The organism is Rhodoferax sp. ZS1R8 (assembly GCF_056521325.1).
The window spans coordinates 338206-361441 of the sequence record NZ_JBWMBA010000003.1 but is presented as its reverse complement, the minus strand read 5'-3'; the positions used below and the strand labels follow the sequence as shown (position 1 = coordinate 361441).

23 protein-coding genes are annotated in these 23236 nt (G+C 63.1%); 5 read left to right on the top strand and 18 right to left on the bottom strand.

Annotation, left to right across the window (positions count from 1 at the left end; translation table 11 throughout):
- Positions 1-25 precede the first annotated feature (25 nt).
- From AC097P_RS12590 to AC097P_RS12570, 5 genes are read right to left on the bottom strand one after another with little or no spacing between them, the layout of a single operon-like run.
- The gene (locus AC097P_RS12590; RefSeq protein ID WP_479610759.1) at positions 26-856 is read right to left on the bottom strand and encodes an urease accessory protein UreD; all 831 of its coding nucleotides are present in this window, start codon (positions 854-856) and stop codon (positions 26-28) included.
- 6 nt (positions 857-862) lie between these two features.
- On the bottom strand, positions 863-2089 hold the full coding sequence (locus tag AC097P_RS12585; protein ID WP_479610758.1) for a M20 family metallopeptidase: 1227 nt from the start codon (positions 2087-2089) through the stop codon (positions 863-865).
- A gap of 32 nt (positions 2090-2121) precedes the next feature.
- Positions 2122-3933 (bottom strand): 2-oxo-4-hydroxy-4-carboxy-5-ureidoimidazoline decarboxylase, encoded by a 1812-nt coding sequence (gene uraD / locus AC097P_RS12580; protein ID WP_479610757.1) that lies wholly within the window; start codon positions 3931-3933, stop codon positions 2122-2124.
- Positions 3934-3939: 6 nt separating this feature from the next.
- The gene (puuE, locus tag AC097P_RS12575; RefSeq protein WP_479610756.1) at positions 3940-4890 is read right to left on the bottom strand and encodes an allantoinase PuuE; all 951 of its coding nucleotides are present in this window, start codon (positions 4888-4890) and stop codon (positions 3940-3942) included.
- On the bottom strand, positions 4887-5537 hold the full coding sequence (locus AC097P_RS12570) for a GntR family transcriptional regulator (protein ID WP_479610755.1): 651 nt from the start codon (positions 5535-5537) through the stop codon (positions 4887-4889). The genes puuE and AC097P_RS12570 overlap by 4 nt, the downstream gene beginning before the upstream one ends.
- Positions 5538-5616: 79 nt before the next feature.
- Here AC097P_RS12570 and uraH point away from each other — a divergent pair, with 79 nt between their 5' ends.
- A complete protein-coding gene (gene uraH / locus AC097P_RS12565; protein ID WP_479610754.1) occupies positions 5617-5970 on the top strand; it encodes a hydroxyisourate hydrolase in 354 nt (117 codons plus the stop codon).
- A gap of 25 nt (positions 5971-5995) precedes the next feature.
- Here uraH and AC097P_RS12560 read toward each other — a convergent pair whose 3' ends face one another.
- Positions 5996-6286: a hypothetical protein gene (locus tag AC097P_RS12560; protein WP_479610753.1), complete on the bottom strand. Its 291-nt coding sequence runs from the start codon at positions 6284-6286 to the stop codon at positions 5996-5998.
- Positions 6287-6381: 95 nt separating this feature from the next.
- Here AC097P_RS12560 and AC097P_RS12555 point away from each other — a divergent pair, with 95 nt between their 5' ends.
- Positions 6382-7350, top strand: coding sequence for a LysR substrate-binding domain-containing protein (locus tag AC097P_RS12555; protein ID WP_479610752.1), 969 nt, complete (start codon positions 6382-6384; stop codon positions 7348-7350).
- Positions 7351-7385: 35 nt separating this feature from the next.
- On the opposite strand, the gene AC097P_RS12550 is transcribed toward AC097P_RS12555, so the two are convergent.
- From AC097P_RS12550 to AC097P_RS12520, 7 genes are all read right to left on the bottom strand, one after another.
- Positions 7386-8657 (bottom strand): hypothetical protein, encoded by a 1272-nt coding sequence (locus AC097P_RS12550; RefSeq protein WP_479610751.1) that lies wholly within the window; start codon positions 8655-8657, stop codon positions 7386-7388.
- Between the two features lie 3 nt (positions 8658-8660).
- Positions 8661-9428 (bottom strand): outer membrane lipoprotein-sorting protein, encoded by a 768-nt coding sequence (locus AC097P_RS12545; RefSeq protein ID WP_479610750.1) that lies wholly within the window; start codon positions 9426-9428, stop codon positions 8661-8663.
- A 107-nt stretch (positions 9429-9535) separates the two neighbouring features.
- Positions 9536-10762, bottom strand: a complete 1227-nt coding sequence (locus tag AC097P_RS12540; protein WP_479610749.1) for an ABC transporter permease — start codon at positions 10760-10762, stop codon at positions 9536-9538.
- Positions 10759-11448: an ABC transporter ATP-binding protein gene (locus AC097P_RS12535; protein WP_479610748.1), complete on the bottom strand. Its 690-nt coding sequence runs from the start codon at positions 11446-11448 to the stop codon at positions 10759-10761. The genes AC097P_RS12540 and AC097P_RS12535 overlap by 4 nt, the downstream gene beginning before the upstream one ends.
- Positions 11445-12101 (bottom strand): hypothetical protein, encoded by a 657-nt coding sequence (locus AC097P_RS12530; protein WP_479610747.1) that lies wholly within the window; start codon positions 12099-12101, stop codon positions 11445-11447. The genes AC097P_RS12535 and AC097P_RS12530 overlap by 4 nt, the downstream gene beginning before the upstream one ends.
- 250 nt (positions 12102-12351) lie before the next feature.
- Entirely contained in the window at positions 12352-13569 is a 1218-nt protein-coding gene (locus AC097P_RS12525; RefSeq protein WP_479610746.1) for an alpha/beta hydrolase family protein, read from the bottom strand.
- Positions 13570-13654: 85 nt separating this feature from the next.
- The gene (locus AC097P_RS12520) at positions 13655-14170 is read right to left on the bottom strand and encodes a hypothetical protein (protein WP_479610745.1); all 516 of its coding nucleotides are present in this window, start codon (positions 14168-14170) and stop codon (positions 13655-13657) included.
- Between the two features lie 101 nt (positions 14171-14271).
- On the opposite strand from AC097P_RS12520, the gene xdhC reads away from it, so the two are divergent.
- The 3 genes from xdhC to AC097P_RS12505 all read left to right on the top strand — a co-directional run bounded on the left by xdhC (position 14272) and on the right by AC097P_RS12505 (position 18525).
- Complete coding sequence (gene xdhC, locus AC097P_RS12515; RefSeq protein ID WP_479610744.1) at positions 14272-15072, top strand: xanthine dehydrogenase accessory protein XdhC; 801 nt, start codon at positions 14272-14274, stop codon at positions 15070-15072.
- A gap of 68 nt (positions 15073-15140) precedes the next feature.
- Positions 15141-16376: a urate hydroxylase PuuD gene (locus AC097P_RS12510; protein WP_479610743.1), complete on the top strand. Its 1236-nt coding sequence runs from the start codon at positions 15141-15143 to the stop codon at positions 16374-16376.
- Positions 16377-16473: 97 nt separating this feature from the next.
- Positions 16474-18525, top strand: coding sequence for a M13 family metallopeptidase (locus AC097P_RS12505; RefSeq protein WP_479610742.1), 2052 nt, complete (start codon positions 16474-16476; stop codon positions 18523-18525).
- Between the two features lie 64 nt (positions 18526-18589).
- Here AC097P_RS12505 and modC read toward each other — a convergent pair whose 3' ends face one another.
- The 5 genes from modC to AC097P_RS12480 form a co-directional block, all read right to left on the bottom strand.
- Positions 18590-19693 carry a molybdenum ABC transporter ATP-binding protein gene (gene modC, locus AC097P_RS12500; protein WP_479611070.1) on the bottom strand — a complete coding sequence of 368 codons (1104 nt, stop codon included), beginning with the start codon at positions 19691-19693 and terminating at the stop codon, positions 18590-18592.
- A gap of 5 nt (positions 19694-19698) precedes the next feature.
- Entirely contained in the window at positions 19699-20388 is a 690-nt protein-coding gene (modB, locus tag AC097P_RS12495; RefSeq protein WP_479610741.1) for a molybdate ABC transporter permease subunit, read from the bottom strand.
- On the bottom strand, positions 20385-21137 hold the full coding sequence (modA, locus tag AC097P_RS12490) for a molybdate ABC transporter substrate-binding protein (RefSeq protein WP_479610740.1): 753 nt from the start codon (positions 21135-21137) through the stop codon (positions 20385-20387). Before modA ends, modB begins: the two co-directional genes overlap by 4 nt.
- A gap of 8 nt (positions 21138-21145) precedes the next feature.
- Positions 21146-21856, bottom strand: coding sequence for a YebC/PmpR family DNA-binding transcriptional regulator (locus AC097P_RS12485; protein WP_479610739.1), 711 nt, complete (start codon positions 21854-21856; stop codon positions 21146-21148).
- Positions 21857-21934: 78 nt separating this feature from the next.
- Positions 21935-23233, bottom strand: coding sequence for a TRAP transporter large permease (locus tag AC097P_RS12480; RefSeq protein WP_479610738.1), 1299 nt, complete (start codon positions 23231-23233; stop codon positions 21935-21937).
- Positions 23234-23236: the final 3 nt, after the last annotated feature.

Below are 23236 nucleotides of genomic sequence, written 5' to 3'. Positions count from 1 at the left end.
CGCCGTTGTTATCAAAAGGATAGCACTACATGGACCAAATACGAGGGCTGGAGGCCGATTTGGCCCAAAGCTCTTGGCGCCAGGTGTTGCGCAACGTGCGCAGCAGCGCCATGGCAGGCTCCACCACCGGCGCCAGCACGCGTACGACCAGCACCTGCGGATGGGGGCTGGTGGCACCCGCCGTGCTGGCCAGTGCATGCTGCGCGATGACGGCGCGGGCGCTGTCCAGAGCGCGTTCACGCCGCTCGCGCGTCAGCGGCTGGCCGGCGATGAAGAAGAACGATGCCATGCACTTATGCCCGGCCAGGCCTGCGGGGCTGTCCAGCAGCCGCCGGTCGCTGGCGGCAATGGTCCCCCGTTCCAGCCAGATGCCGGGCACCTCGATGTGCTGCAGCAACTGGCCTTTGTCAAAGGCTTGCTTTGCCAGCGGCAGGCCCAGCGCGGTGACATCCCAGCCCATTAGCTCAGCGCAGGGCGCCAGCTCCATCGTGATGCGGTTTTCGGCCAGGCAGGCGCTGTAGCAGATGGCTTCCAGTGGCAGCCACTCCAGGCGGGCGCCATCCTCCACGCGGAGATGGGTTTGTTGCAAGGCCTTCTGTCCGTCGGATCGGTAGAAGCGGCTCGCGCCCGGTGTTGTGATCAGCGCATGGCTGCCGGCCTGGGCATGCACGCGGATCTCCAGCGTGTCGCCACCCACCAGGCCACCGGGTGGGTGCACCAGCACGTTGTGGCAGATGTCGTCCCCCTCGGGGTACAGGCTTTGCAGGATGCGCAGCGGGCCGCTGTGGCTGTGGCGGGCGACCGTGCGGCCGGCTTCAAAGGTGTAGTCCAGCTTAAGCTGGGCGTGCCATGGCATGTAGGTCTACGCGAGGAGGTCGCTGAGCGTGCGCGCCATGACCTTGGTGGCGCGGCGCAGGTCTTGCAGGTCCAGGCGCTCGTCGGCGCGTTTGGCGTGCGACTCCAGCACGGTGCGTGGGCCTGCACCGTAGATCACGCCGGGAATGCCGGCCTCGCAGAACAGGCGCACATCGGTGTACAGCGGCGTGCCTAAAGCGGGAATGGGTTCTCCAAACACTTGCTCTCCATGTTTCTGGATCGCGTCCACCAGCGGACGGTTCCCCGCCAATGGTTGCAAGGCGCGTGCCAACAGGATGCGTTTGATGTCCACCGTGATGCCGGGCAGCGCGGCGGCGGTGTCCTGAATCAGCAGGCGCAGTGTGGCTTCAACTTCGGTGGGGTTTTCTTCGGGGATCATGCGGCGGTCCAGCTTGAAGCTGACGCGGCCGGGCACGACATTGGTGTTGGTGCCGCCTTCTATCGTGCCTATGTTGAGGTAAGGGTGGGTGATGCCTTCGACCTTGGACGTGATGGCCTGGTACAGCGTGTTCTGTTCGTAGAGCTTGGTCAGGATGCGGTTGGCGGCTTGCAATGCGTCCACACCCGATGCGGGAATCGCCGCGTGCGCCATCTTGCCGTGCACGGTCACTTCCATCTGCAGGCAGCCATTGTGCGCGGTGATGACCTGGTAGCTGAAGCCTGCCGCCACCATCAGGTCTGGTTTGATGATCTTGTGCTTGAGCAACCAGGCCGGGCCGACCTCGCCACCAAACTCTTCGTCGTAGGTAAACAGCAGTTCCACACTGCCCTTGCTCGGCTTGGCCACGGCTTCCAGCGCGCGCACGGCAAAGGTGTAGGTCGAGAAGTCGCACTTGCTGACGGCTGCCGCGCGACCATAAATCTTGCCGTCTTCAATCTCGCCGCCATAGGGATTTTTGGTCCAGCCTTCACCGGGCGGCACCACGTCGCCGTGGGCATTCAGCAGCACGGTTTTGCCTGCGCCGTATTTGCGCCGCATAACCAGGTTGGTGATGGTTTCCAATCCGGCAGCGCGTACTTCGGCTTCGGGCACGGCGTGCTTTTCCACGTCAAAGCCAAAGCCGTGCAGCAGCTCGGCGGCGCGTTCGGCGTGTGGCGCGTTGTTGCCGGGTGGCGTGTCGGTGGGCACGCGTATCAGCTCCTGCAAGAAGCGCACTTGTTCGTCAAAGTGCGCGTCTATCCAGGCGTCGAGTTGTTCGTAGGTTGTATTCATGGATTGTCGGATGGGAATGGGTGTTGCGCAGTTCAGTCGGCGGGCGACTGAGCAAGGTCTGCCAGCAGATGCGCAAAGGCGTCGATGGCCAGTTGCATGTCGTCGTTGGTTGTTGATTCCAGCGGGTTGTGGCTGATGCCGGAGTTCAGGCCGCGCACAAATAGCATGGCCTGCGGCATGATTTCGTGCAGCTTCATCGCGTCGTGTCCTGCCCCGCTGGGCATGCGGTGCAGCGGCACGCCCAGGGCGGCCACGGCGCGTTCCCATCGTGCCTGCCACTCGGGCGCACTCGGTGCGGCGCTGGCGCGCATGGTCTCCGTCACGCTGTGGTGCACGCCGCGGCGCGTGCAGATGGCGGCCAGTTCGGTAAGCACATTGTCCGCCAGCTTGTCGCGCTGCGCGTTGTTGGGCGCACGCAGGTCCAGCGAAAACAGGCAACGCCCCGCCACGACGTTGATGGAGCCATGGGGCACCTGCAGCATGCCAACGGTGCCGACCGAATCTCCGTCGGCGGCCGCGCGGCGTTCGACAAACAAGATCAGCTCGGCCACGGCCGCGGCGGCATCGCGCCGGCGGTTCATGGGCGTGGTGCCCGCGTGGCTGGCCATGCCGGTTACCTCGCACTGGTAGCGCACACCGGCGTTGATGGAGGTGACGATACCCAGCGGGATGTCCAGTTCATTCAGCACCGGACCTTGCTCGATATGCACCTCGACGAACCCTTGGTAGTCGTCGGCATTGCGTTTCAAACTGGGGATGTCGTCCACACACAGGCCGGCGTGTTGCATGGCGCTGCGCATGCTGATGCCGTCAGCGTCCACCTGGTCCAGCCACGCCGGGTTGAAGTGCCCCGTCAACGCACCTGAGCCGAGGAAGGTGGCCTTGTAGCGCTGGCCTTCTTCTTCGGCAAAGGCGACGATCTCCACGTCAAACGGCAAGCGTTTACCGGCCTGAGATAGCATTTGCACACACGCCAGTGGCACGTAGATGCCCAGACGTCCGTCGTACTTGCCGCCGTTGCGTACCGTGTCGTAATGGCTGCCTGTCAGCAATGTCTTATGCAAAATCGGGCTGTAGCCCTCGCCGGATGTGCGTAAGCCGCTATCTTTGTTGTAGCGCCCTATGACGTTGCCGACGGCGTCGATATGCACGGTGTCACAGCCTGCGTTGCGCATGTCCATGCTGATACGCTGCGCGCAGGCGCGGTGGGCGTCGCTCAGGTAGGTGACTGTCAGCTGGCCCAGCTCGGCATAGCCCGGGTCAGTGTGCTGGGCCAGGGTCTCTTGCCAATCCCATACCGTGTTGCCCAACTCGGGCGTGTAGCCAAACAGGTCGTTGAGCCGGATCTCGGCAATGCGGTGGATGTTGCGCAGGCACTCCTGGCGCTCAAAGTCGGGGTGGCCTTGCAGGCGGCGCTCGAACGTGGCGATGATCTCGGCCTTGCTCAAGCCCTTGCCGCGCGGTCCACGCACGGCCAGGATGAAGGGGAAACCAAAGCGCGCGTTGTAGTCGCGGTTGAGCTGCTGGATTTTCTCGAACTCTTGCGGCGTGCAATGCGTCAGGCCCGCTCTGCTCTGCTCGTTGGTCGATTCGGCCGTCAGGCTTTTGTCCACCATGGCTTTGCCGGCCAACTCGGGGTGGGCGCGTATCAAGGCCAACTGTAGCTCGATGCCGGCCGCGTTCAGCACGCCGACCATCGCGTATTTGAGTTGGGCCAGGCTGGTGAACGGACGCTGGGCCAGGGCCGCCTGGGGAATCCACGGCGAGTGTTCGTACAGGCCGGCCAGCCATTGCGTGGCTTCTTCCAGGCTGGCCTGGTTCAGTTGGGATAGGGTCAGTGCCATGGCGTTTTAGGCTTTGAAAGGATGGGTGGCTTTCCAGTGCCGGGCAATGTCCACCCGGCGCGCGACCCACACATGGGAGTGCTGGCCAATATGGTCCAGAAAACGCTGCAGCGCGGTGATGCGCCCTGGTCTTCCCAGCAGGCGGCAGTGCATGCCAATGCTCATCATCGCAGGGCGGTTATGACCGGCCGGATCGCCCTCGGCATACAGCACATCGAACGTGTCCTTCAGGTACTGGAAGAACGGGTCGGCGTGTGAATAACCCTGTGGCAACGCAAAGCGCATGTCGTTGCAGTCCAGCGTATAGGGCACGATGAGTTGCGGCACCACCGTGCCATCACTCTTTTGCACCTGCATCCAGAACGGTAAATCGTCGCCGTAGTAGTCGCTGTCGTATTCAAAGCCGCCGTAGTCGGCAACCAAGCGGCGCGTGCGGGGGCTGTCGCGGCCGGTGTACCAGCCCAGGGCTCTGGTGCCAGTGAGTTGTTCGATGGCGGCCATGCCCAATTGCATGTGTTCGCGCTCGGTGGCCTCGTCGATATTTTGGTAGTGGATCCAGCGCCAGCCATGGCAGGCAATCTCGTGGCCCAGCTCGACAAAAGCCGTGGTCAGCTCCGGGTGGCGTTCCAGCGCCATGCCCACGCCAAACACGGTCAGCGGCAGTCCACGTTTTTCGAATTCGCGCAGGATGCGCCATACGCCTGCGCGTGAGCCGTATTCGTAGATTCCCTCCATGCTGATGTGGCGATCCGGGTAGCTGGCCGGGTTGAACATTTCGGATAAAAATTGTTCCGAACCCGCGTCGCCATGCAGCACGCTGTTCTCACCACCTTCTTCGTAGTTCAGCACGAACTGCACGGCGATGCGGGCACCGTTGGGCCATTGCGCGTGGGGCACATCTTTGCCGTAACCGACCAGGTCGCGCGGATAGCTTGCAGTGGAGTCGTAGTTTTTCATAGTGGTGTGGCGTTGGCAGTGGGGGCCAGCATCAGCGAGGCTTCCACGTGCTGCAGGTGTTCGTCCATCAGACGCAAGGCCCGTGCCTCATCGCGTGCCTCCAGCGCGTCCACGATGGCGCGGTGCTCTTCGTGCGAATGCTCGGCGGCGCCGGCGCTCTGGTACATCAGCGTGATCAGCGCGCAGCGCGACAACAGGTCCATCAGCAAATGCGCCAGTACCTCGTTGCCCATCAGCTGCGCCATGCGCACATGGAAGTCGCCCAGCAATGAGGTACGGCCTGGCACGTCACCGCGCATGACGGCGGCCTCTTCTTCGGCAATATGCTTTTTCAGCGCGTCAAGATGTTCCTGCGTGGCGCTGCGGATAAAGGCCTGCGTCATGCCGGCCTCCAGCATGCGGCGCACGGCAAACACCTGTTGCGCTTCGGCAATCGACGGCGCGGCCACAAAGGCACCGCGCGCCGGCTCCATGCGGATCAAGCGGTTTTGCGACAGCTTGAACAGCGCCTGGCGTATCAGCGTGCGCGACACGCCGAACTGGTCGGCCAGCGTCTGCTCTACCAGTTTTGCGCCCGGCTGCAAGCGGTGCTCGATGATGGAGCGGGTCAGCGCTTCGACGATGAAGCCAGTGGTGGTGGAGTCCATGCGGCCATGATAGCCATAAAGCCCAAAAGTGTATACACTTTGAAAATTACCGAGCAGATGACCAACCAAGGATGCCGATATGGGCCTGAGCACACACGTACTGGACACCATGCACGGCACGCCCGCCGCGGGCATGCAAGTGGCGCTGTACACCACCCAAGGCGAGCAGGCCACGCTGGTCAAATCCTTTGTCTTGAATGCCGATGGCCGCAACCCCGACGGCATGCTGTACGACCACGCCAGCCTGCGTGCCGGCACCTACCGGCTGGTGTTTGATGTGGCGGCGTACTTCAAAGCGCGCGGTGTGGCCTTGCCGGAGCCCAATTTTCTGAACCGCGTCAGCCTGGATTTTGGCGTGGCACATGCCGACCAGCACTACCACGTGCCGCTGCTGGTCAGCCCGTGGAGCTATTCCACGTACCGGGGGTCGTGACCCACGGGCCGGGTAGGCCACAAGTTCAATACCGAATGCGTGACATGGCCTTGATGAATTCGTAGGACTCCTGCGCCCGGCGTACCGCGGCCTCCCGCTGCAGCCAATCGGGCGCGCCTATGTCCTGCAACTGGTGTGCGTTCATGTTGCGAAGAGCGTCAAGCTGCCCCCGTTGGGCGTAGCGGTCCCGAATGCTGTGGGAAGCCCAGACACCTAGCCGGGCCAGCGCCTGCCAGACGTTGAAAGCTGGCCAACGCACAGCAGCGGGGAGGGCAGTGTTGATGGCGGGGTGCGGGTGGGTGCAGGTGGTGGCCATGGTGAACTCCTTAACGGTCTGGGTAGATTAACTATCCAGAGGCGGCGCGTATATCAATGTTTTCCGTGCAGATTGGTTAGATATACTTACCAGTCATGAGCCGCATACCCCTGCAAACCCTGCCCACCTTTCGAGCGGTTGCGCAGCTGTCCAGCCTGCGCGCGGCGGCCGAACAACTGCACCTGACCCACAGCGCCATCAGCCAGCAGATACGCCTGCTGGAGCAGCAACTGGGGTTCGAGTTGTTCGAGCGGCGCGGGCGGCGCGTAGTGCTGAATGCGGCCGGCGCTGTGATGCTGGCAGCCGTGGAATCAGCGCTGGCGCAACTGGATGAGGCGGTGCGTGTGGCCGCCGCGCCGCAAACTGAGCAGCGCTTGCGCATCACGATGCTGTCGTCCTTTGCACAACATTGGCTGCTGCCCCGCATGCCGCGCTGGCGTGCGCGCCACCCGTCCATTGCGCTGGAAATACACACCTCGCACCAGGTCATGGACCTCAAGCGTGACGGCTTCCATGCCGCTCTGCGTCAGGGCAGCGGCCCTTGGCGGGGGCTGGAAGGCACCTGCATGATCGACACGCCGCTCATCGTTGTGGCTTGCCCCTCGCTGGCGCAGCGTCTCGCCGGCAGTGATGCCGCCACGCTGGCAGAGGAGCCGCTGCTGGGCGAAGCCGACCGATGGGAGCGCTGGTTTGCGTTGGCAGGGTTGCACGCGCATGGCCGCGCCAATCCAGTGGCCGTCTTCAGCGACATGGGCATGCTGGTGCAGGCCGCGGAACAGGGCATGGGAATTGCGCTGTGCCGTGAGTTGGTGGCGGCCGATGCGCTGCGCGACGGTCGTCTGGTGCGACTGTCGCCCTTGGCCCTGAGTGAACCGGGTTCCGACACCTATTGGCTGATCCATCCACCGGAGTTGACTGATTGGCCGCCGATACGGGCGCTACGGGAATGGATGCTGGACGAAATGCTGGCATCCGAGCAGGAGATGCACCGCCGACTGGCCCAATCCACAGCAGCCCCCGCCGCGGCCAAGGCTGTGCGCAAGTCAAGGCGTATCTCTAAGTAGGCACGCCGGCGCGTGTTGAACCCGGGGCTATAGGCTTAAAAAGCCCAGGTTGCCACGACATAGCCCTGGCGCTGCACCGGCAGCTGGCGCACGATGGCAGTGTCCGGCCCGCTGTTCGCACGCAGGCCCGCTTCCAGTTTGACGTGGTCGCCGGACCATAGCAGCGACGCAGTGGCAATCAATCCCTGATCGGCCGGTGTGTACAGCGCATCCAGTGCTGTCTGCCAGCGCTCATGCTGCCAACTCAGGCGCATCAACACATTGTCCTGGCGCAGGCTGTTGGACACACCAAACGCATTACCCTGCCAGGCCAGATTGCCTGCCACGGCAGACATCGGTACGCGCCGGTTCAACCACAGTGGCAGGGCCTGGTTGCGCGCGGCCCAGTCGTTCCACTGCGCATCACCCAGCGCCGTGTCGTCATGCCAGGCTTCCACCATGACGCCGATCTGGCTCTCGCTGGTCCACGTGCCGCCCACCAGCAGCTGCTGGCCGGCACCGGACACCGTGGCTTGCCAGGGGTTGGTGGTGGACAAGCCTGCGCCGGTGTTCGTGCTGGCCAGGCTGTCGGCGCGCTGGTAGGCGCGCACCGATGCATGCAACTCCACCGCGTCACTGGCTACCCACGATGCGGCTGCGCCCACGCTGGTGCCGGTGTGCTCACCCTGGCGGGCAAAGCCGTGCCAGTCCACGGCGCCAGCGCGCTGGTAGACGCGGGCGGCCAGCGCGGCTTCTTTCGCACCGGTGGCGGGCTGGGCCTCCAGTGGGTTGACCCAGACCAGCGACCAGGCCGTGTCGGCGTCAAAGTGTTCGGCCATCAGCAGCGGCTTGCCGGTCAGCGCCTCGGACGCCAGCGTGCGCCGCACCTCCTGCTGCACGATGTCGTTGGGCCGGAAGGCATAGCCCACATCCCACGACACGACTTTCTTGCCCGCGCTCCACTGCCAGCCCATTGCCTTGCCCGAGGCATAGGCTTCGTTGAACCAGCCATCGCTGGTGGTGCGGGCCGCCCCCTGCACGCTGCGCAGTTGCAGCGTAGCGACGGCGTTGAATGTGACCGCCTCAACAGTTGCCGCACCGCGCAACTCTGCCTGCACCGTGGCAGCCGATGGTTCCACGTTGGCCGTGCCGGGCTGCAGGCGGTTGGCATCGGCCAGTGGTCCGGCATCTGCCACCTGGCGGTCAATCCATGCACCGCGGACTTGACCAGAAGTTTCAGCAGCCAGCGCGACCGCAGAGAAAGAGCCTGCTCCAATGAGTGTGCAGAGCATGGTCGGAATTGGGCGGCGCAGTAGAAAAGTGGCCATGCTCTACTCCAACGTGGGGTTGCGCGAGAGGAACATGGGGTTCAGCCACTCTGCAGGCACCGTGCGTTCCTTGCGGCCCAGGTACTTGATGCGGGTTTCTTTCTTGTTGCTGAGCTGGTCCACCAGCACCATCTCAGCCACCGTGGTGGGGCTGGCGGGTTTGTCCATCACGAAGCGGGCTTGTTTGGCCAGTTTGTCAGACTGCACAAACAGGTCGGCGCGCACCGGCTCGTGCCGGGTCTTGCCCATCCACAGCTCGATGCGCTGGTAGGTCACGCCCTTGCGGTTGGCCTGCAGGCTCAGATGCAGGCACATGGCTTTACTTTCTGCCTTGCTGTCGGCAGCACACGGCTCCTCACCGACCACGGTGCCGCTGTAGTCGCCGGCCCAGTTCATTGTGGCGATGTCGCCGGTGGACGCATCACCCAGCAGCTTTTGCATCGGCGTGATGCGCATAGGGCGCTGTGTGTTGGGCATTAGCAGCCAGAAGTCGTCGGCCAGCATCAGCACCTTCTGGCCTTTCTCGACCGGGCTTTGCATCAGCACCAGAGACTTGCGCTCGGACTGTGCAAACACCGTGTAGCGGCGTTCCTTGTCCGGGCTGCCGTCGGCGTTGAAGACGGTAACCTGGGTCTCGACCTGCAGGTTCTCGGCACTCATGCGGTAGCGGTCGGTGTCCTTCAGCAACGCGGTGATGTCCTGTGCCCAGGCAGGGGCCATTGCGGCGGTGCCAAGGGCTAGAGCCAGCAGGGTTTTGTGTGAGCGTTTCATGGATCGTTTTCCTTCGAATCTATATGGCGAATTGGCCTGTAGCCCCCGTGGGACGTGCGTAAGCAGCTATCAAATCAAGAGCGACTTTTTGAGGCAACGGTGTGGGTTCAGGTGTGGGCTAGCGCATCCACCACCGGCATGTGCACGGTCCTGCGCGCCACCCAGCTCGATGCCAGCATGGTCAGCAGCACCATGGCGGCCAGCGTGGCGATGTACATCGTTGGGTCTATGGAGATGTTCAGCGGATAGCCCACTGAGCGGCCGGGTGGCGGCGGCATGTTCACCGGCACCACGTAAAGCATCAGCGAGATGCCCAGCGACAGCGCTGCACCCGCAAACGCACCCACACCACCCAGGACCATGCCTTCGAGCGCCAGCGTGCGCAGCAATTGGCCGGGCAGCGTGCCCATGGCGCGCAGCGTGCCGATCTCGCGGGTGCGCTCGATGATGGCCATGGCCATGGCGTTGGTCACGACAAACACCACGATGACCCCAATGATCATGCCCAGAGCGCCGAAGATGCGGTTGTACAGGTCACGCACCGACTTGTAGAAAAAGGCCTGATCCATCCAGGTCTGCACCGTCATCTGCGGGAACTGCGTGCTCAACCGTTGTTGCACGGGCGCGGTGGATTCCATGCGGTCCAGGAAGATACCCAGGCTGGACACGCGTTGGGTCACCAGTAACTTCTGCGCAGTGACGATGTCGGTGTAGACCAGGCGCTTGTCCACCTCCGGCACGCCGGTGGAGAAAATCCCCTTGACGCGCACATCCATGGCGTTCATTGCCCCATCGGTCGTGCTGGCCAGCAGGGTCAGGCTGCTGCCGGGCGTGGCCTTCAGGCTGCGGGCCAGACCCGCACCCAGCATGACTTCGGCGTCCGGGCTGCCAGACACCAGTACCTTGCCTTCGGTCATGGTCAGGAAGGGGCCTTTGACGGCGAACTCGTTGTCAGGGTCCACACCCGTGGCCATCATTACGGTGGATTTGTCGCCGTTGCTGATCAGGCCGCTGAACTCCACTTTGGGCAACACCTGCCGCACGGCGGGGTCGGCCAGCAATTGCGTGCGCAGCGCGGCCACGTCTTCCAGGCCGTGTTGCAGCGGCACGTCTTCATCCTTGGAAAAATGGTCGGCCCGGCCCAGGATCAGGTGGCCGGTGTTGCGGGCTGCGGCCTGGGCCAGGGCCTGGTAGGTGTACAGCGCAAAACCACCGGCCAGCAGAATCGCGGCCGTGCCCAGCGCTGCGATGGATACGGTTACCAGCGAGCGGCGGCGGTTACGCAAGGTGTTTTGTATGGCGAATTTGAGCCACATATTCATTGCGAGATTCATTGGATTTTTCCGTCCAAAAGAGCCACCACGCGGTCACAGCGGCGGGTCAGGCGGCTGTCGTGGGTGGCAATGACAAAGGCCGCGCCTTCGGCGTGGCCGCGTTCGCGCATCAGGTCCAGCACCTGGTCGGCGGTGTGCGAGTCCAGGCTGGCCGTGGGCTCGTCGGCAATCACCAGACGTGGGCGCTTGATCAGCGCGCGGGCAATCGCCACACGCTGGCGCTGGCCGCCAGACAAGGCGTCAGGGCGGTGGTGGGCGTGGTCTTGCAGGCCGACTGCTTTTAACTGTGCAGCGACCCGCGCCCGGCGCTCGGCAGCTGGCACGCCGGCCAAAAACAGCGGGTAGTCCACGTTCTCTGCCACCGTCATCACCGGCACCAGGTTAAAGCTCTGGAACACAAAGCCCAGTGCGTCACGGCGCAGCAGCGTGCGCTGGTTCTCGTCCAGTCCACCGATACTTTGGCCCCCCAGCGCGATATCGCCAGAGTCCGGCGTATCGATCAATCCGCACAGATTGAGAATGGTGCTCTTGCCGCTGCCCGATGGTCCGGTCAGTGCCAGCAACTCGCCGCGCTGCACGGTCAGGTCCACACCTTGCAGCGCGGGGATCACGTGTTGGCCCAGGCGGTAGGTCTTGAACACGCCCTGCATGGCCACCACCGGGTGGTTGGTGCTGGTGGTGTTCACGATGCCATGCCTTTCAGCAGGGCTTGGGCTTGTGGGGCCTGGGGCGCGTGTTGGTCCACGATCAAATCCAGGTAGCGCTTTGCCTCGGTGGTGTTGTTGGCCTTGCTGGCTTCTTTGGCGGCCTTCATCCAGACGCTGCCCTTGAAGCCCAGCGGCGCAGTTGCAAACAGTGGGTGTGCAACCACTTCGCCCAGCAGCTTGGCGCCGCGTTCGTTGCGGTTCATGAAGCCGGGCACTGCCAGAAAGGTATTGGCCGCCACGTATTTCACTTCCAGCACGCCGGGCGTACCGTTTTGCACGGGCGCGTCATGGCTGGCGTTGAGCATGGACAGGGCCTTGTCCAACTGCGACAGGCCGTCTTCGGCATAGCCCATCTTCTTCCACGGCAGCATCGTCGTGGAGGCCTTCATCGCCGTTGCCGCGCCGGTGTAGGCCATCAGCACCGGGTTGGCCGGCTCGCCCTTTAGGAGACCGGAGAAGGCTTCAGCGGCCTGCTCGATGGCGGCCGTGTCGCCCGCGCTGGCCTGCATGAATTGTTTGAAGGCGGTCTGGAATTGCGCGTCGGGCACGGCAAGGGCGGCTGCGCCCAGGCTGAGCAGGCTGGTGGCCAGGGCGATATGGCCCATGCGGCGGATAAATGCGGTGCGGTTCATGAAGCTGACTCCTCGAAAATTGAATGAGGAGTGCAGTGTCTGGATTCACTGCCGGCGGCGCAGCCGCTTTGAGACGAAATGGCGCAACGCGGCGCGAAATGCTTTTGCGCGGCGCGAAATTGTGAAAGGCAGCAGCTACCTCGCTACGGTAGAGCACCGGGGGCTAAATTTCCCGCCGGGCCGCCCCAAGGGAAATTGGCCCCCTCGGGGGCAGCGACCCGCAAGGCGGCGGAGCGTGGGGGCTACGTCTTTAGAACCCGGCTTGGCCCGCCGTGCCAATGTAAGTGGACAGCGCGCCCGCATCGGTGATGGCGCCGCCGGGTACCAAGTAATAGCCGCGACCGTCCTTGGTGCCTATATAACTATTGGTGCCGCTGTAGTAGCGGTAGAAGTAGCCCTGCGCCTGCTGCGAGGCTGGAACGGCCGGTGCGAAGCTGCTCGGGTACAAGGTCTCTGCCCAGTTGAACACGCGGTCGGAGTCCGTCAGGCTGAAGGCCTTCATGAAGTTCCACGCATTCAGCAAAAAGTCGTCGTTGATGGCGTGGCCTTTGCCTGCATGCACCACCCGCACCTGGTAAGAGGGGGATGCGGGCAGTGCCTGGGCCAGGTTGCAGGTATTGGCAAACGATACCGTGTCGTCATCGTCATTGGCCTCCATAAAGGCGGGCGGCACGCGCACTGCCAGCGCAGGCGCCAGCGGGCGAGCAACGGCGCCCGCTGCGGTGCAGACACCCGGCGTCCAGCCTGCTGCGGCACAGCTGCGCACACTGCCACTGGCCACAGGTGTACCGCGCAGGTTGCAAGGTGTCGGATCGCCCGACGTGGTGTTGCTCATCACCAGGCCGCCGCCGGTCTGCGCAAAGGCGGCAATGCGGTTGCTCAAGGTGCTGGCCACAAAGTACGAGAAAAAGGCACCGTTGGAAAAGCCGTTGGCATACACGCGGGCCAGGTCTGCGCCATAGGCACGCGATGCCTCCTGGATGATGGCGCGCACAAACATCAGGTCTGCATTGGCATTGGGGTCGGTGCTGGCGGCGCTCGTAATGGATGCGCCTACTGCGGTCTCCCAATAGGGGGTGCCTGCAGAGTGGTTGTCCCAGTCGCCAACATTGAGCACCCGCTGTATGGGCACAACGACGATAACGTTCTGTTGGTCGGCAAAGTTGCGCAGCGTCTCTAGGCCGATATCGTTGGCAATGTTGTAGGCCAGCGTGCCACCAGTGCCGCTAAACAGAATCAGCACCGGCTGCCCCGCAGCGTTGGCAGGCCGGTACACCAACAGCTGGCGGCTGGTGCCACCCACCGTCAAAGTGCCGTTGGTTAGCCCGCTGGACGTATTGACCGGAAAGCTGCCCTGGTAAGTGATGGTGTCGCTGGCCGCTGCGCCTGCGCCCAGTGCCCAACAGGCCAGGCCTGCTGCGACCAAGCTGTGGCGTGTCCACAGTGTGATGCGGTGTCTAAAACCCATGGCCTTGCTCCCTGTGCGCTGGATGGTGGTGTTTGCAATCCTAGGCGCTTTATGGCGGGGCAACAAGTGCTGTTGCGGTGTTGGGCTAGAGCTGCCCTTCGGTCAGCGTGTCTAGTTGGAAGCGGCCGCTCTTGTCCCACAGCCAGGTATCGGTATAAGTCACGCGGCCCAGTTTGACCGGTGCCGGGAAGGGTGCCGCTGCGCGCACCGAGCGTTCAATTTCCGCTATGACCTCGGGCGCGTGCTTGGGCGCCCGCATCCAGCGCAGTCCGGTGACCGCGCCTTTAGCGTTGATGTCCACCTGCAACACGCCGATGGCGTATAGCAGCGGCGGCATCTTCCCGGGGAAGACGCGCTTGCCATATTTCGCGTACAGGTGGGTTGCGCCGTCACGGCGGTACTCTCGCGGCGTCTCTGCATTGGACACATCGGGCGGGATGGCGGCGGGCGGTGACACAGGTGGTGCAGGGGGCTGCCCCTTGCTCGCTCCCGGCACGGGCGCCGAGGCAGACGGCGCAACTGGCGACGGATTTCCACAGGCCACCACGAGGCCGGCGATACTCGCCCACAGGCTGGAGCGATACAACTTTTGCAATAGCATGGTTACGGTTTTTAGGTGCGGCGTGCGAGGAGGGCGATGCATACTGGTACCCAATTGTGTAGTTTGCATCAGCAAGTAATCGATGGAAAAGGTATCTGAATGTGAGTTTGCTTTTCCGCTTGTTTGACCAGTTGCGGCGGGAGGCCGGGGTGCTGGTCACCGTGCAGTCTACCCGCGGCTCTGCGCCGCGCGAGGCCGGCACGTGGATGGCCGTGTTTGCCGGGGACACCGTGGCCACGATTGGTGGCGGGCGCCTGGAGTTTGACGCCATTGCCCACGCGCGGACGCTGCTGCTGCACGGCTTTGGCGAGCCGCTGGTGCGCTATGCCCTGGGCCCCAGTTTGGGTCAGTGCTGCGGTGGCGACGTGGTTTTACATTTTGAAAAGATTGGTGTGGACGACGTGGTGCCACTGCAGCAACGTCTGGCACCCATGCTGACACCGGTGGCGCTGTTCGGTGGCGGCCATGTGGGCCGGGCCGTGGTGCAGGTTCTGGCCAATCTGCCGATCGACCTTTTTTGGGTCGACAGCCGCGACGAGATATTCCCTACCGCGTTGCCAGCCAACGTGCAGTGCGAACACTCCGACCCCGTGCACGCGTCGGTGGCTGATCTGCGTGCGGGTTCACGCGTGCTGATCATGAGCTTCAGCCACGCAGAAGATCTGGATGTGGTCGCCGCCTGCCTGACCCGTCAACGCGCGCAGGCGGATCTGCCGTATGTGGGCTTGATCGGAAGCAAGACCAAGTGGGCGTCGTTTCGCCAGCGCCTGGAGGCGCGCGGCTTCACCGCCGCGGAGATGGGCCACGTTACCTGCCCGATCGGTGTGCCGGGCATCGCCGGTAAAGAGCCTGAGGTGATTGCGGTGGCGGTGGCGGCGCAAATCTTGCAGACAGGTGTGTAGGCGCTGCATTGGGACATCACTCCGCGGAAAACTGTATACACTTTCCTAAACTTAACGGAAACATGCGCATGGAAAGCTATTACCTCGACTGGGCCAATCTGCTGTTGCGCTGGGTCCACGTCATCACCGCCATCGCCTGGATCGGTTCCTCGTTCTACTTCGTGTTTTTGGACAGCAGCCTCACGCCGCCGGAGGACGAAGACCTGAAACGCCAGGGCGTCAGCGGTGAGCTGTGGGCCGTGCATGGCGGTGGCTTCTACCACCCGGTCAAGTTCGCCGGCGCACCACCGCAGTTGCCCAAGCACCTGCATTGGTTCTACTGGGAAAGCTACAGCACCTGGCTCAGCGGCTTTGCGCTGTTCACTGTATCGTACCTGTGGAGCGCGGGCACCTACCTCATCGACAAATCGGTGATGGAGTGGTCGCCCGGCGCGGCCATTGGCGTGGCCCTGGCCTTTCTGGCCGTTTTCTGGCTGGCGTATGACGGCGTGTGCCGCATCTTTGGCCAGCGCAAGAACGGCGATTTGATAGTCGGCGCGCTGGTGGCCGTGCTGGTGGCGGCGGCCGCGTGGTTGGCTTGCCACTGGTTTGCCGGGCGCGCTGCCTTTTTGCTGGTGGGCGCGATGATGGCCACGGCCATGACAGCCAATGTGGCGCACTGGATTATTCCCGGTCAGCGCAAGATGGTGGCCAGCATCAAGGCTGGCGAGCCCGTCGACCCCATCCACGGCAAGCGCGGCAAGCAGCGCAGCGTGCACAACACCTACTTCACGCTGCCGGTGCTGTTTGCCATGCTGAGTGGCCACTACAGCTTTACCTACTCGCATCCGCAGAACTGGCTGGTGTTGGTGGCCATGATGTTTGCCGGCGCCGCCATCCGCCAATTCTTCGTACTGCGGCATGGCTTCAAGCTGGGCCGTAACGGCCACCCCTGGCCCTATGCGCTGGCGGGTGTGGTGGTCCTCTTGTCGGTGATCGTGTGGCTGAAGCCAGCACCGGCAGTGGCGGGGTCTGCTACAAATTCAGGAGCTGCTTACGCGCGCCCTGCGGGGGCTACAGGCCAAATTGGCTACAAGAGCTTACAAGTGGTGCTGGAGCAGCGCTGCCATATGTGCCACGGTGCACAGACCCAGATGAAGAACGTGCGGCTGGACTCGAAAGAGGGCGTGAAGCTGCACGCACAGGCCATCTACCAGCAGGCCGTTGTCACCAAAGTCATGCCGCTGAACAACGCGACCAACATCACCGATGCCGAGCGTGCAGTCATCAAACAGTGGTTCGAGGGCGGCGCCCCGACCGAGTGAATGTCCGGCATATCTGTGTGCCGCCCCACCGCGGAAAATATGCGCGGCATCATAATCGTCTGACAAGCTAGTTCAAACCCTCTACCGGTACCGTCTCATGCGCTGCTCTCTCATTGCTCTGCTGATCTCTCAAGCCCTGTGGGTGTGTACCCCCAGCATGGCCCAGGATGACAAGCCGTTGACCGACTTTCCGTACACCCCGGGCCTTGACGTGTCGTCCATGGACACCACGGCCAACCCGTGTGAAGATTTCTACCAATACACCTGCGGCGGCTGGGTCAAGAACAACCCGATACCGGCCGACCAGTCCCGCTGGAGCGTGTACGGCAAGCTGTACCAAGACAACCAGCGTTTCTTGTGGGGCATTCTGGACGCGCTGTCGCGCAAGCCCGAAGGCAACACAGCCAACCAGCAGAAGATTGGCGACTACTTCGCCGCCTGCATGAATGAGGAAGCCGTAGAGCAGCGCGGTGCCACCCCCATGCAGCCGGTGTTGAACAGCATTGCCGCCATGCGCAGCAAGGCCGACCTGCCCGTGGTGCTGGCCCAGCTGCACAACACGATTGCCGACAACGGCCTGTACTTCGGCTTTGGCTCCGACCAGGATTACTCCAATTCATCCAACGTGATCGCCTTCGCCACCGGGGGCGGCCTGAGCCTGCCCGAGCGCGACTACTACACCAAGATGGACGCCAAATCGCGGGAGCTACGCGCCAAGTACCTGGCCCATGTGGCCCGCATGTTCGAGTTGATGGGCGACACGCCGGCGCAGGCCCGCCAGCATTCCATCACCGTGCTGCAGACCGAGACCACATTGGCCCGTGCCACGCTGTCGGTGCTGGACAAGCGCGACCCCTACAAGCTGTTCCACAAGATGGACCTGATCCAGCTACAAGCTTTGACACCCGGTTTTGATTGGGGCGTGTATATGCAGGCGGCGGGCCTGGCAGACATTCAGACGCTGAATGTGACCGAGCCCAAGTTCTACCAGGCCCTGGCCCGCCACTGGAAGGCCAGCAGCCTGGACGACATCAAGGTCTACTTGCGTTGGCATGTGGCGCACGCGCAGGCGGCTGCGCTGTCCAGCGCCTTCGTCACCGAGAACTTCAACTTCTTCAGCAAGACGCTGCGCGGCACACCGCTGCAGCAGCCGCGCTGGAAGCGCTGCGTGGCCCTGGTGGACGCGCAATTGGGCGAGGCGCTGGGCCAGGAGTTTGTGGACCGCGCCTTTGGCCCCGAGCTGAAGAAGCGCACCCTGGTCATGACCGAGCAGATCGAGCAGGCCATGCACGACGAGCTGCAGCACCTGGACTGGATGAGCCCGGCCACCAAGGTCAAGGCCACTGAAAAGCTCAAGGCCATCGTCAACAAGATCGGCTACCCCGACCAATGGCGCGACTACAGCAGCGTGGCCATAGACCGCAACGATTTCTACGGCAACGTCACCCGCGCCATGCAGTTCGAGGTGCGCCGCCAGCTGGGCAAGATTGGCAAGCCGCTGGATCGCGGCGAGTGGGGCATGACACCGCCCACGGTCAACGCCTACTACAGCGCGCAGATGAACGACATCAACTTCCCGGCTGGCGTGCTGCAGCCCCCGCTGTTCGACCCCAAGATGGACGACGCGCCGGGCTATGGCAACACGGGCGGCACCATTGGCCACGAACTGATCCACGGCTTCGACGACGAAGGTCGCCAGTTTGACGCGCAAGGTAATTTGAAGAACTGGTGGACGACACAGGACAGCACCAAGTTTCAGCAACGCGCGCAGTGCATCGTCAACCAGTACGCCAAGTACACGGTGGTCGACAACATCAAGATCAACAGCAAACTGACGCTGGGTGAAGACATGGCCGACCTGGGCGGCATGGTGCTGGCGTGGACCGCCTGGAAGGTGCAGTCCAGTGTCGTCAAACCCGAAACCCGTGACGGCTTCACGCCGGAGCAGCGCTTTTTCATCGGCTTTGCGCAATGGGCTTGCGAAAACAATCGCCCTGAGTCGTTGCGTGTGCAGGCAGCTACCGACCCACATTCGCCAGGCAAGTATCGCGTGAACGGTGTCGTGGTGAATCTGCCGGAGTTTGCGAAGGCTTTTGCGTGCAAGCCGGGGGCGGCGATGACGTCAGCGAAGCCGTGCAGGGTCTGGTGATTGAGAGGCGAATCGGCCGCTAGCCCTCGTCGGACGTGCGTAAGGCGCTACTGAAAATGTAGCGTTACTCGACCAGTGCCGCCGCCTTCACCTGCGCCCACACCGCCATGCCGGGCGCCAGTTGCAGCGCGTCCACCGCCCGCGCAGTAACCCGAGCCAGCAGGACGCTGCCACCGCACACCATGCGGACCAGGGCTTGAGACGGATGCGCGTCTGCAGCGATGGATTGCACCACGCAAGGCAGCAAGTTCTGAATACTGGTCTGCTGCGGCTCCCGCGTTGCCACGCTGACATCGCGCGCCAGTACACGTACGCGCACCCTTCGCCCAAGCGCCAGACCCGTGTCGCGCAGCCAAAGGCTGCCGCCGTTGAAGGCCAGCCGCGCCATGTGCCAGCGCGTGTCGCGCTCGGCTACGGTGGCATCCAATAGCGCGCCAGCATCGTCGCCCAGCACCGCGGTGGCGTCGGTTGCGGCCAGCACGCCAGCCACCGGGCCGCAGGCCTTGACCTTGCCAGCATCCAGCACCACCAGCGTGTCGGCCAGGCGGGCCACTTCGTCAGAGGAATGGGTGACGTACAGCATCGGAATCTTCAGCTCGTCGCGCAGGCGCTCCAGCCACGGCAATATGTCCTGGCGACGGGCCTGGTCCAGCGATGCCAAAGGCTCGTCCAGCAGTAGCAAGCGCGGCTGCGTGGCCAGAGCGCGGGCGATGGCGACGCGCTGGCGTTCGCCGCCCGATAGCTGGCCGGTGCTGCGGTCCAACAGGCTGGCGATACCCAGCAGGTCAATAGCAGCGTCCAGCGCGGCGGCGTTGTTGGCCACATGGGAAGAGGACTGCGACCGCTTCAAACCAAACTGCAAGTTCTTGCGCACGTTCAGGTGCGTGAACAGGCTGGCTTCCTGGAACACATAGCCCAGCGGGCGTTGCCAGGTGGGCAGGTTGATGCCTGCAGCGTCGTCTTGCCAGGTTTCCCCGGCGATGTTGATCAGCGCACCCGGCGTGCGCTCCAGGCCGGCCACGCAGCGCAGCAGGCTGGTCTTGCCGGAGCCTGATGCGCCAAACAGCACGGTGATGCCATGGCCGGGCAGGTCCAGGTCCACATCCAGCGTGAATGCGGGGCGCGAGAGGTTCAGACGGATATGGCTGCGGCCTGCGGATGTTTGCATCGTGCTCATGGCATGACCCGCGTCGTCTTGCGGTTCAGCAGGTTCAGGCCCAGCAGCACGGCGAATGAAAACACCAGCATGCCGCCCGCCAGCCAATGGGCCTGGCTGTATTCCGAGGCTTCTACGTGGCCATAGATTTGCGTGGAGACCACGCGCGTCTTGCCGGGAATGTTGCCGCCGATCATCAGCACCACGCCAAACTCGCCGACCGTGTGCGCAAATGTGAGAATGGCGGCAGTGATGAAACCAGGCCGTGCCAACGGCAGCGCTACGGTCAAGAAGGCATCGAGCGGTTTGGCGCGCAGCGTGGCGGCCACTTCCATGGGGCGCTCGCCCATGGCCTCGAACGCATGCTGGATGGGTTGCACGGCGAAGGGCAGTGAATAAATGACCGACCCAATCAACAGCCCGAAGAAGGTGAACGACAAGATGCCCCAGCCCATAGCCTGAGTCAGCTGGCCCATCGGCCCGTGCGGCCCCAGTGCTACCAGCAGATAGAAGCCCAGCACCGTGGGCGGCAACACCAGCGGCAGCGTAACGACAGCTCCCACCGGCCCGCGCCACCAGGAACTGGTGCGCGCCATCCACCAGGCAATCGGCGTGGCAACCAGCAATAGCAGCACGGTGGTCAGGCTGGCCAATTGCAGCGTCAGTACGATCGCGCTGCGGGCATCAGCGTCCAGCAAGCTGTTCATAGGCCGTAGCCGAAGGCCCGGATCAGGGCTGTGGCCTTGTCGCTGCGCAGATAGCTGAGCAACGCCAGCGCAGCCGGATTGTCCTTGCCGTTGTTGAGCAGCACGGCGTCTTGACGGATGGGCTGGTGCAGATCTGCGGGAACAATCCAGGCCGAGCCTTCGCGGACGCGGCCATCGGCCACCACCTGCGACAGCGCCACAAAACCCAGTTGCGCGTTTTCTGTGGCGATGAACTGGTAGGTCTGGGTGATGTTCTCGCCCTGCACAAACTTGGGTTGCAAGCTTTGCAACAGGCCGAGCCTGGTCAGGGTTTCAACCGCGGCCAGGCCGTAGGGCGCGAGCTTGGGGTTGGCGATGGCGATGCGTTCGAATTTGTTGCTGCGCAGTACATCGCCCTTGTCATCGACCAGGCCGGGCTGCTTGCTCCACAGCACCAGCTTGCCGGTGGCATAGGTGAAGCGGGAGTTGGCTACGCCCAGGCCTTCTTTTTCGATACGGGCCGGTGTCTCGTCGTCGGCAGCCAGCAGGATCTGGAACGGCGCGCCGTTCTTGATCTGTGCGTAGAAGTTGCCGGTGGAGCCAAAGGCCAGCAAGGCCTTGTGCCCGGTGTCCTGCTCAAAGCGCTGCGAAATTTTCTGCATGGGGGCTGTGAAATTGGCAGCCACAGCCACGGTGACTTCTGCGGCAAAGCCCGATACACCGGCGGCCCAACCCAGCACAAGGGCCAGGCCACGCAAGAGATGGCGCATGGGTGTCCTCAGCCGGCCAGTCCTACGTAGACGTTTTGCACGTCGTCATTGCCGTCAATGGCTGCCAGAAAGGCTTCCACTTCTTCCAGGTCTGCGGCGCTCAGGCTCGCAGGGTCGATGGGGTTCTTGGGCTTGTAGCCCAGCTTGGCCGACAGCACGGTAAACCCGTGGGCGGGCAGGGCGCGGCTGACGATGTCCAGATCGGTCGCATCTGTCAGGAAAAGGGTGGTGCCTTCTTCACCGGCCTCAAAGTCTTGCGCACCGGCCTCGATGGCGGCTACTTCTGGGTCTGCGTCCTTGTTCGCGGGTTCGGCTTCAACCATACCGACGTGGTCAAAGTCCCACGACACGGAGCCGGACGTGCCGAGCTGACCCTTGCGGAACAGCACGCGCATCTCGGGTGCGGTGCGGTTGACGTTGTCGGTCAGGCATTCGACCATGACAGCTACGCGGTGCGGTGCGAAGCCTTCGTAGATCACATGGTCAAAGTGCACTGCCTCACCGGTCAGGCCAGCGCCTTTCTTGATGGCACGCTCCAGTGTTTCCTTGGGCATGGAGACCTTGCGGGCCTGCTCCAGCACCAAGCGCAGGCGGGAATTGCCAGCCGGGTCAGCACCCGCGCGCGCGGCAATCATGATGTCTTTGGCCAGGCGGCCAAACAGCTTGCCCTTGGCATTGGCTGCCAGTTCCTTACCTTTTGCTTTCCACTGCGCGCCCATGTCGTTCTTCCTTGGAGTTCGTTGGTTATCTTGACAGGGTGTTGGTTATACACCAGCCCGCTGCGCAGGGCAGCGTTGCTAGATGGTCTTGTATCCCATGGTCTGCGGCAACCACAGCACGATCTGCGGAAAAAAGGTCATGGCCAGCAACAGCAGCAGCAACATCACCAGGAAGGGCCAGCCCTCTTTCATCATCTCGCCAATCGGAATACCGGTCAATGCCTTGGTCACAAACAGCAGCATGCCAAACGGCGGGTGTATCAGCCCGATCATCATGTTCAGCACCACCAGCACGCCAAAGTGCACCAGATCCACGCCCAGCAGCTTGGCCGCGGGCAACAGCATGGGCACAAATACGAGCAGCAGCACCGATACATCCAGAAAACAGCCCAGTACCAAAAACATCACGTTCACCAGCAGCAGAAACTTGATCTGGCTCAGGTGCATGCTGTCCACCCACTGGGCCATGGCCTGGGGCACACCTTCGGCGGTGAAGGCGTAGTTCAGCATGAAGGAGCCCGCCAGTATCAGCGTGATGACGGCACTGCCCCGTGTGGATTCCATGACCACGCCCCAAAACGTGCGCCAGGTCAGTGCGCGGTAGACCACACCGGCCAGGATCAACGCATGCAATGCCGCCACCGCAGCCGCCTCGGTAGGGGTGAAGGCACCGGAGTAAATGCCACCCAGCAGCACGATCGGCATGGACAGCGGCAGCGCACCCCGGAACAAAATGGCGGGCCATTCGCGCAGCGGTACTGGCGCCTCGCGCGGCATATTGCGTTTGACCGCAATGCAGTGCACCACCACCATCATCAGTATGGCCATCAGAAAGCCCGGCACCACGCCACCCAGGAACAGTGCCCCCACCGATGCACCGGATACCAGTGCATAAATCACCATCGGAATGCTGGGCGGGATGATGGGCCCCAGCGTAGCGCTGGCCACCACGACGGCACCGGCAAAGCCACGCGAATACTCGGGCTTCTTCAGCATCTGTTTGATGGTGACCAAGCCAGGGCCAGCCGCATCGGCAATCGCGCTGCCGCTCATGCCCGAGAAGATGACGCTGACCAGAATGTCCACCTGCGCCAGACCGCCACGCATGCGCCCGACAAGGATGCGGCAGAAGTCAAAAATGCGCTCGCTGACCGTGCCTGCATTCATGATGTTGGCCGCAAACACAAACAGCGGCACGGCCAGCAGTACGTAGCTGTTGTACAGGCCATTGCCCACTTGTTCGGCCACTAGGCCCAGGTCTTGGCCTTTGACCAGCAGGTAGGCAAAGCCGGAGACCAGCATAGAAAAACCGATTGGCATACGCAGCAGCATGCCGACCACCAACACACACACCAACGCAGTAAGTCCCCAGCTCATGAA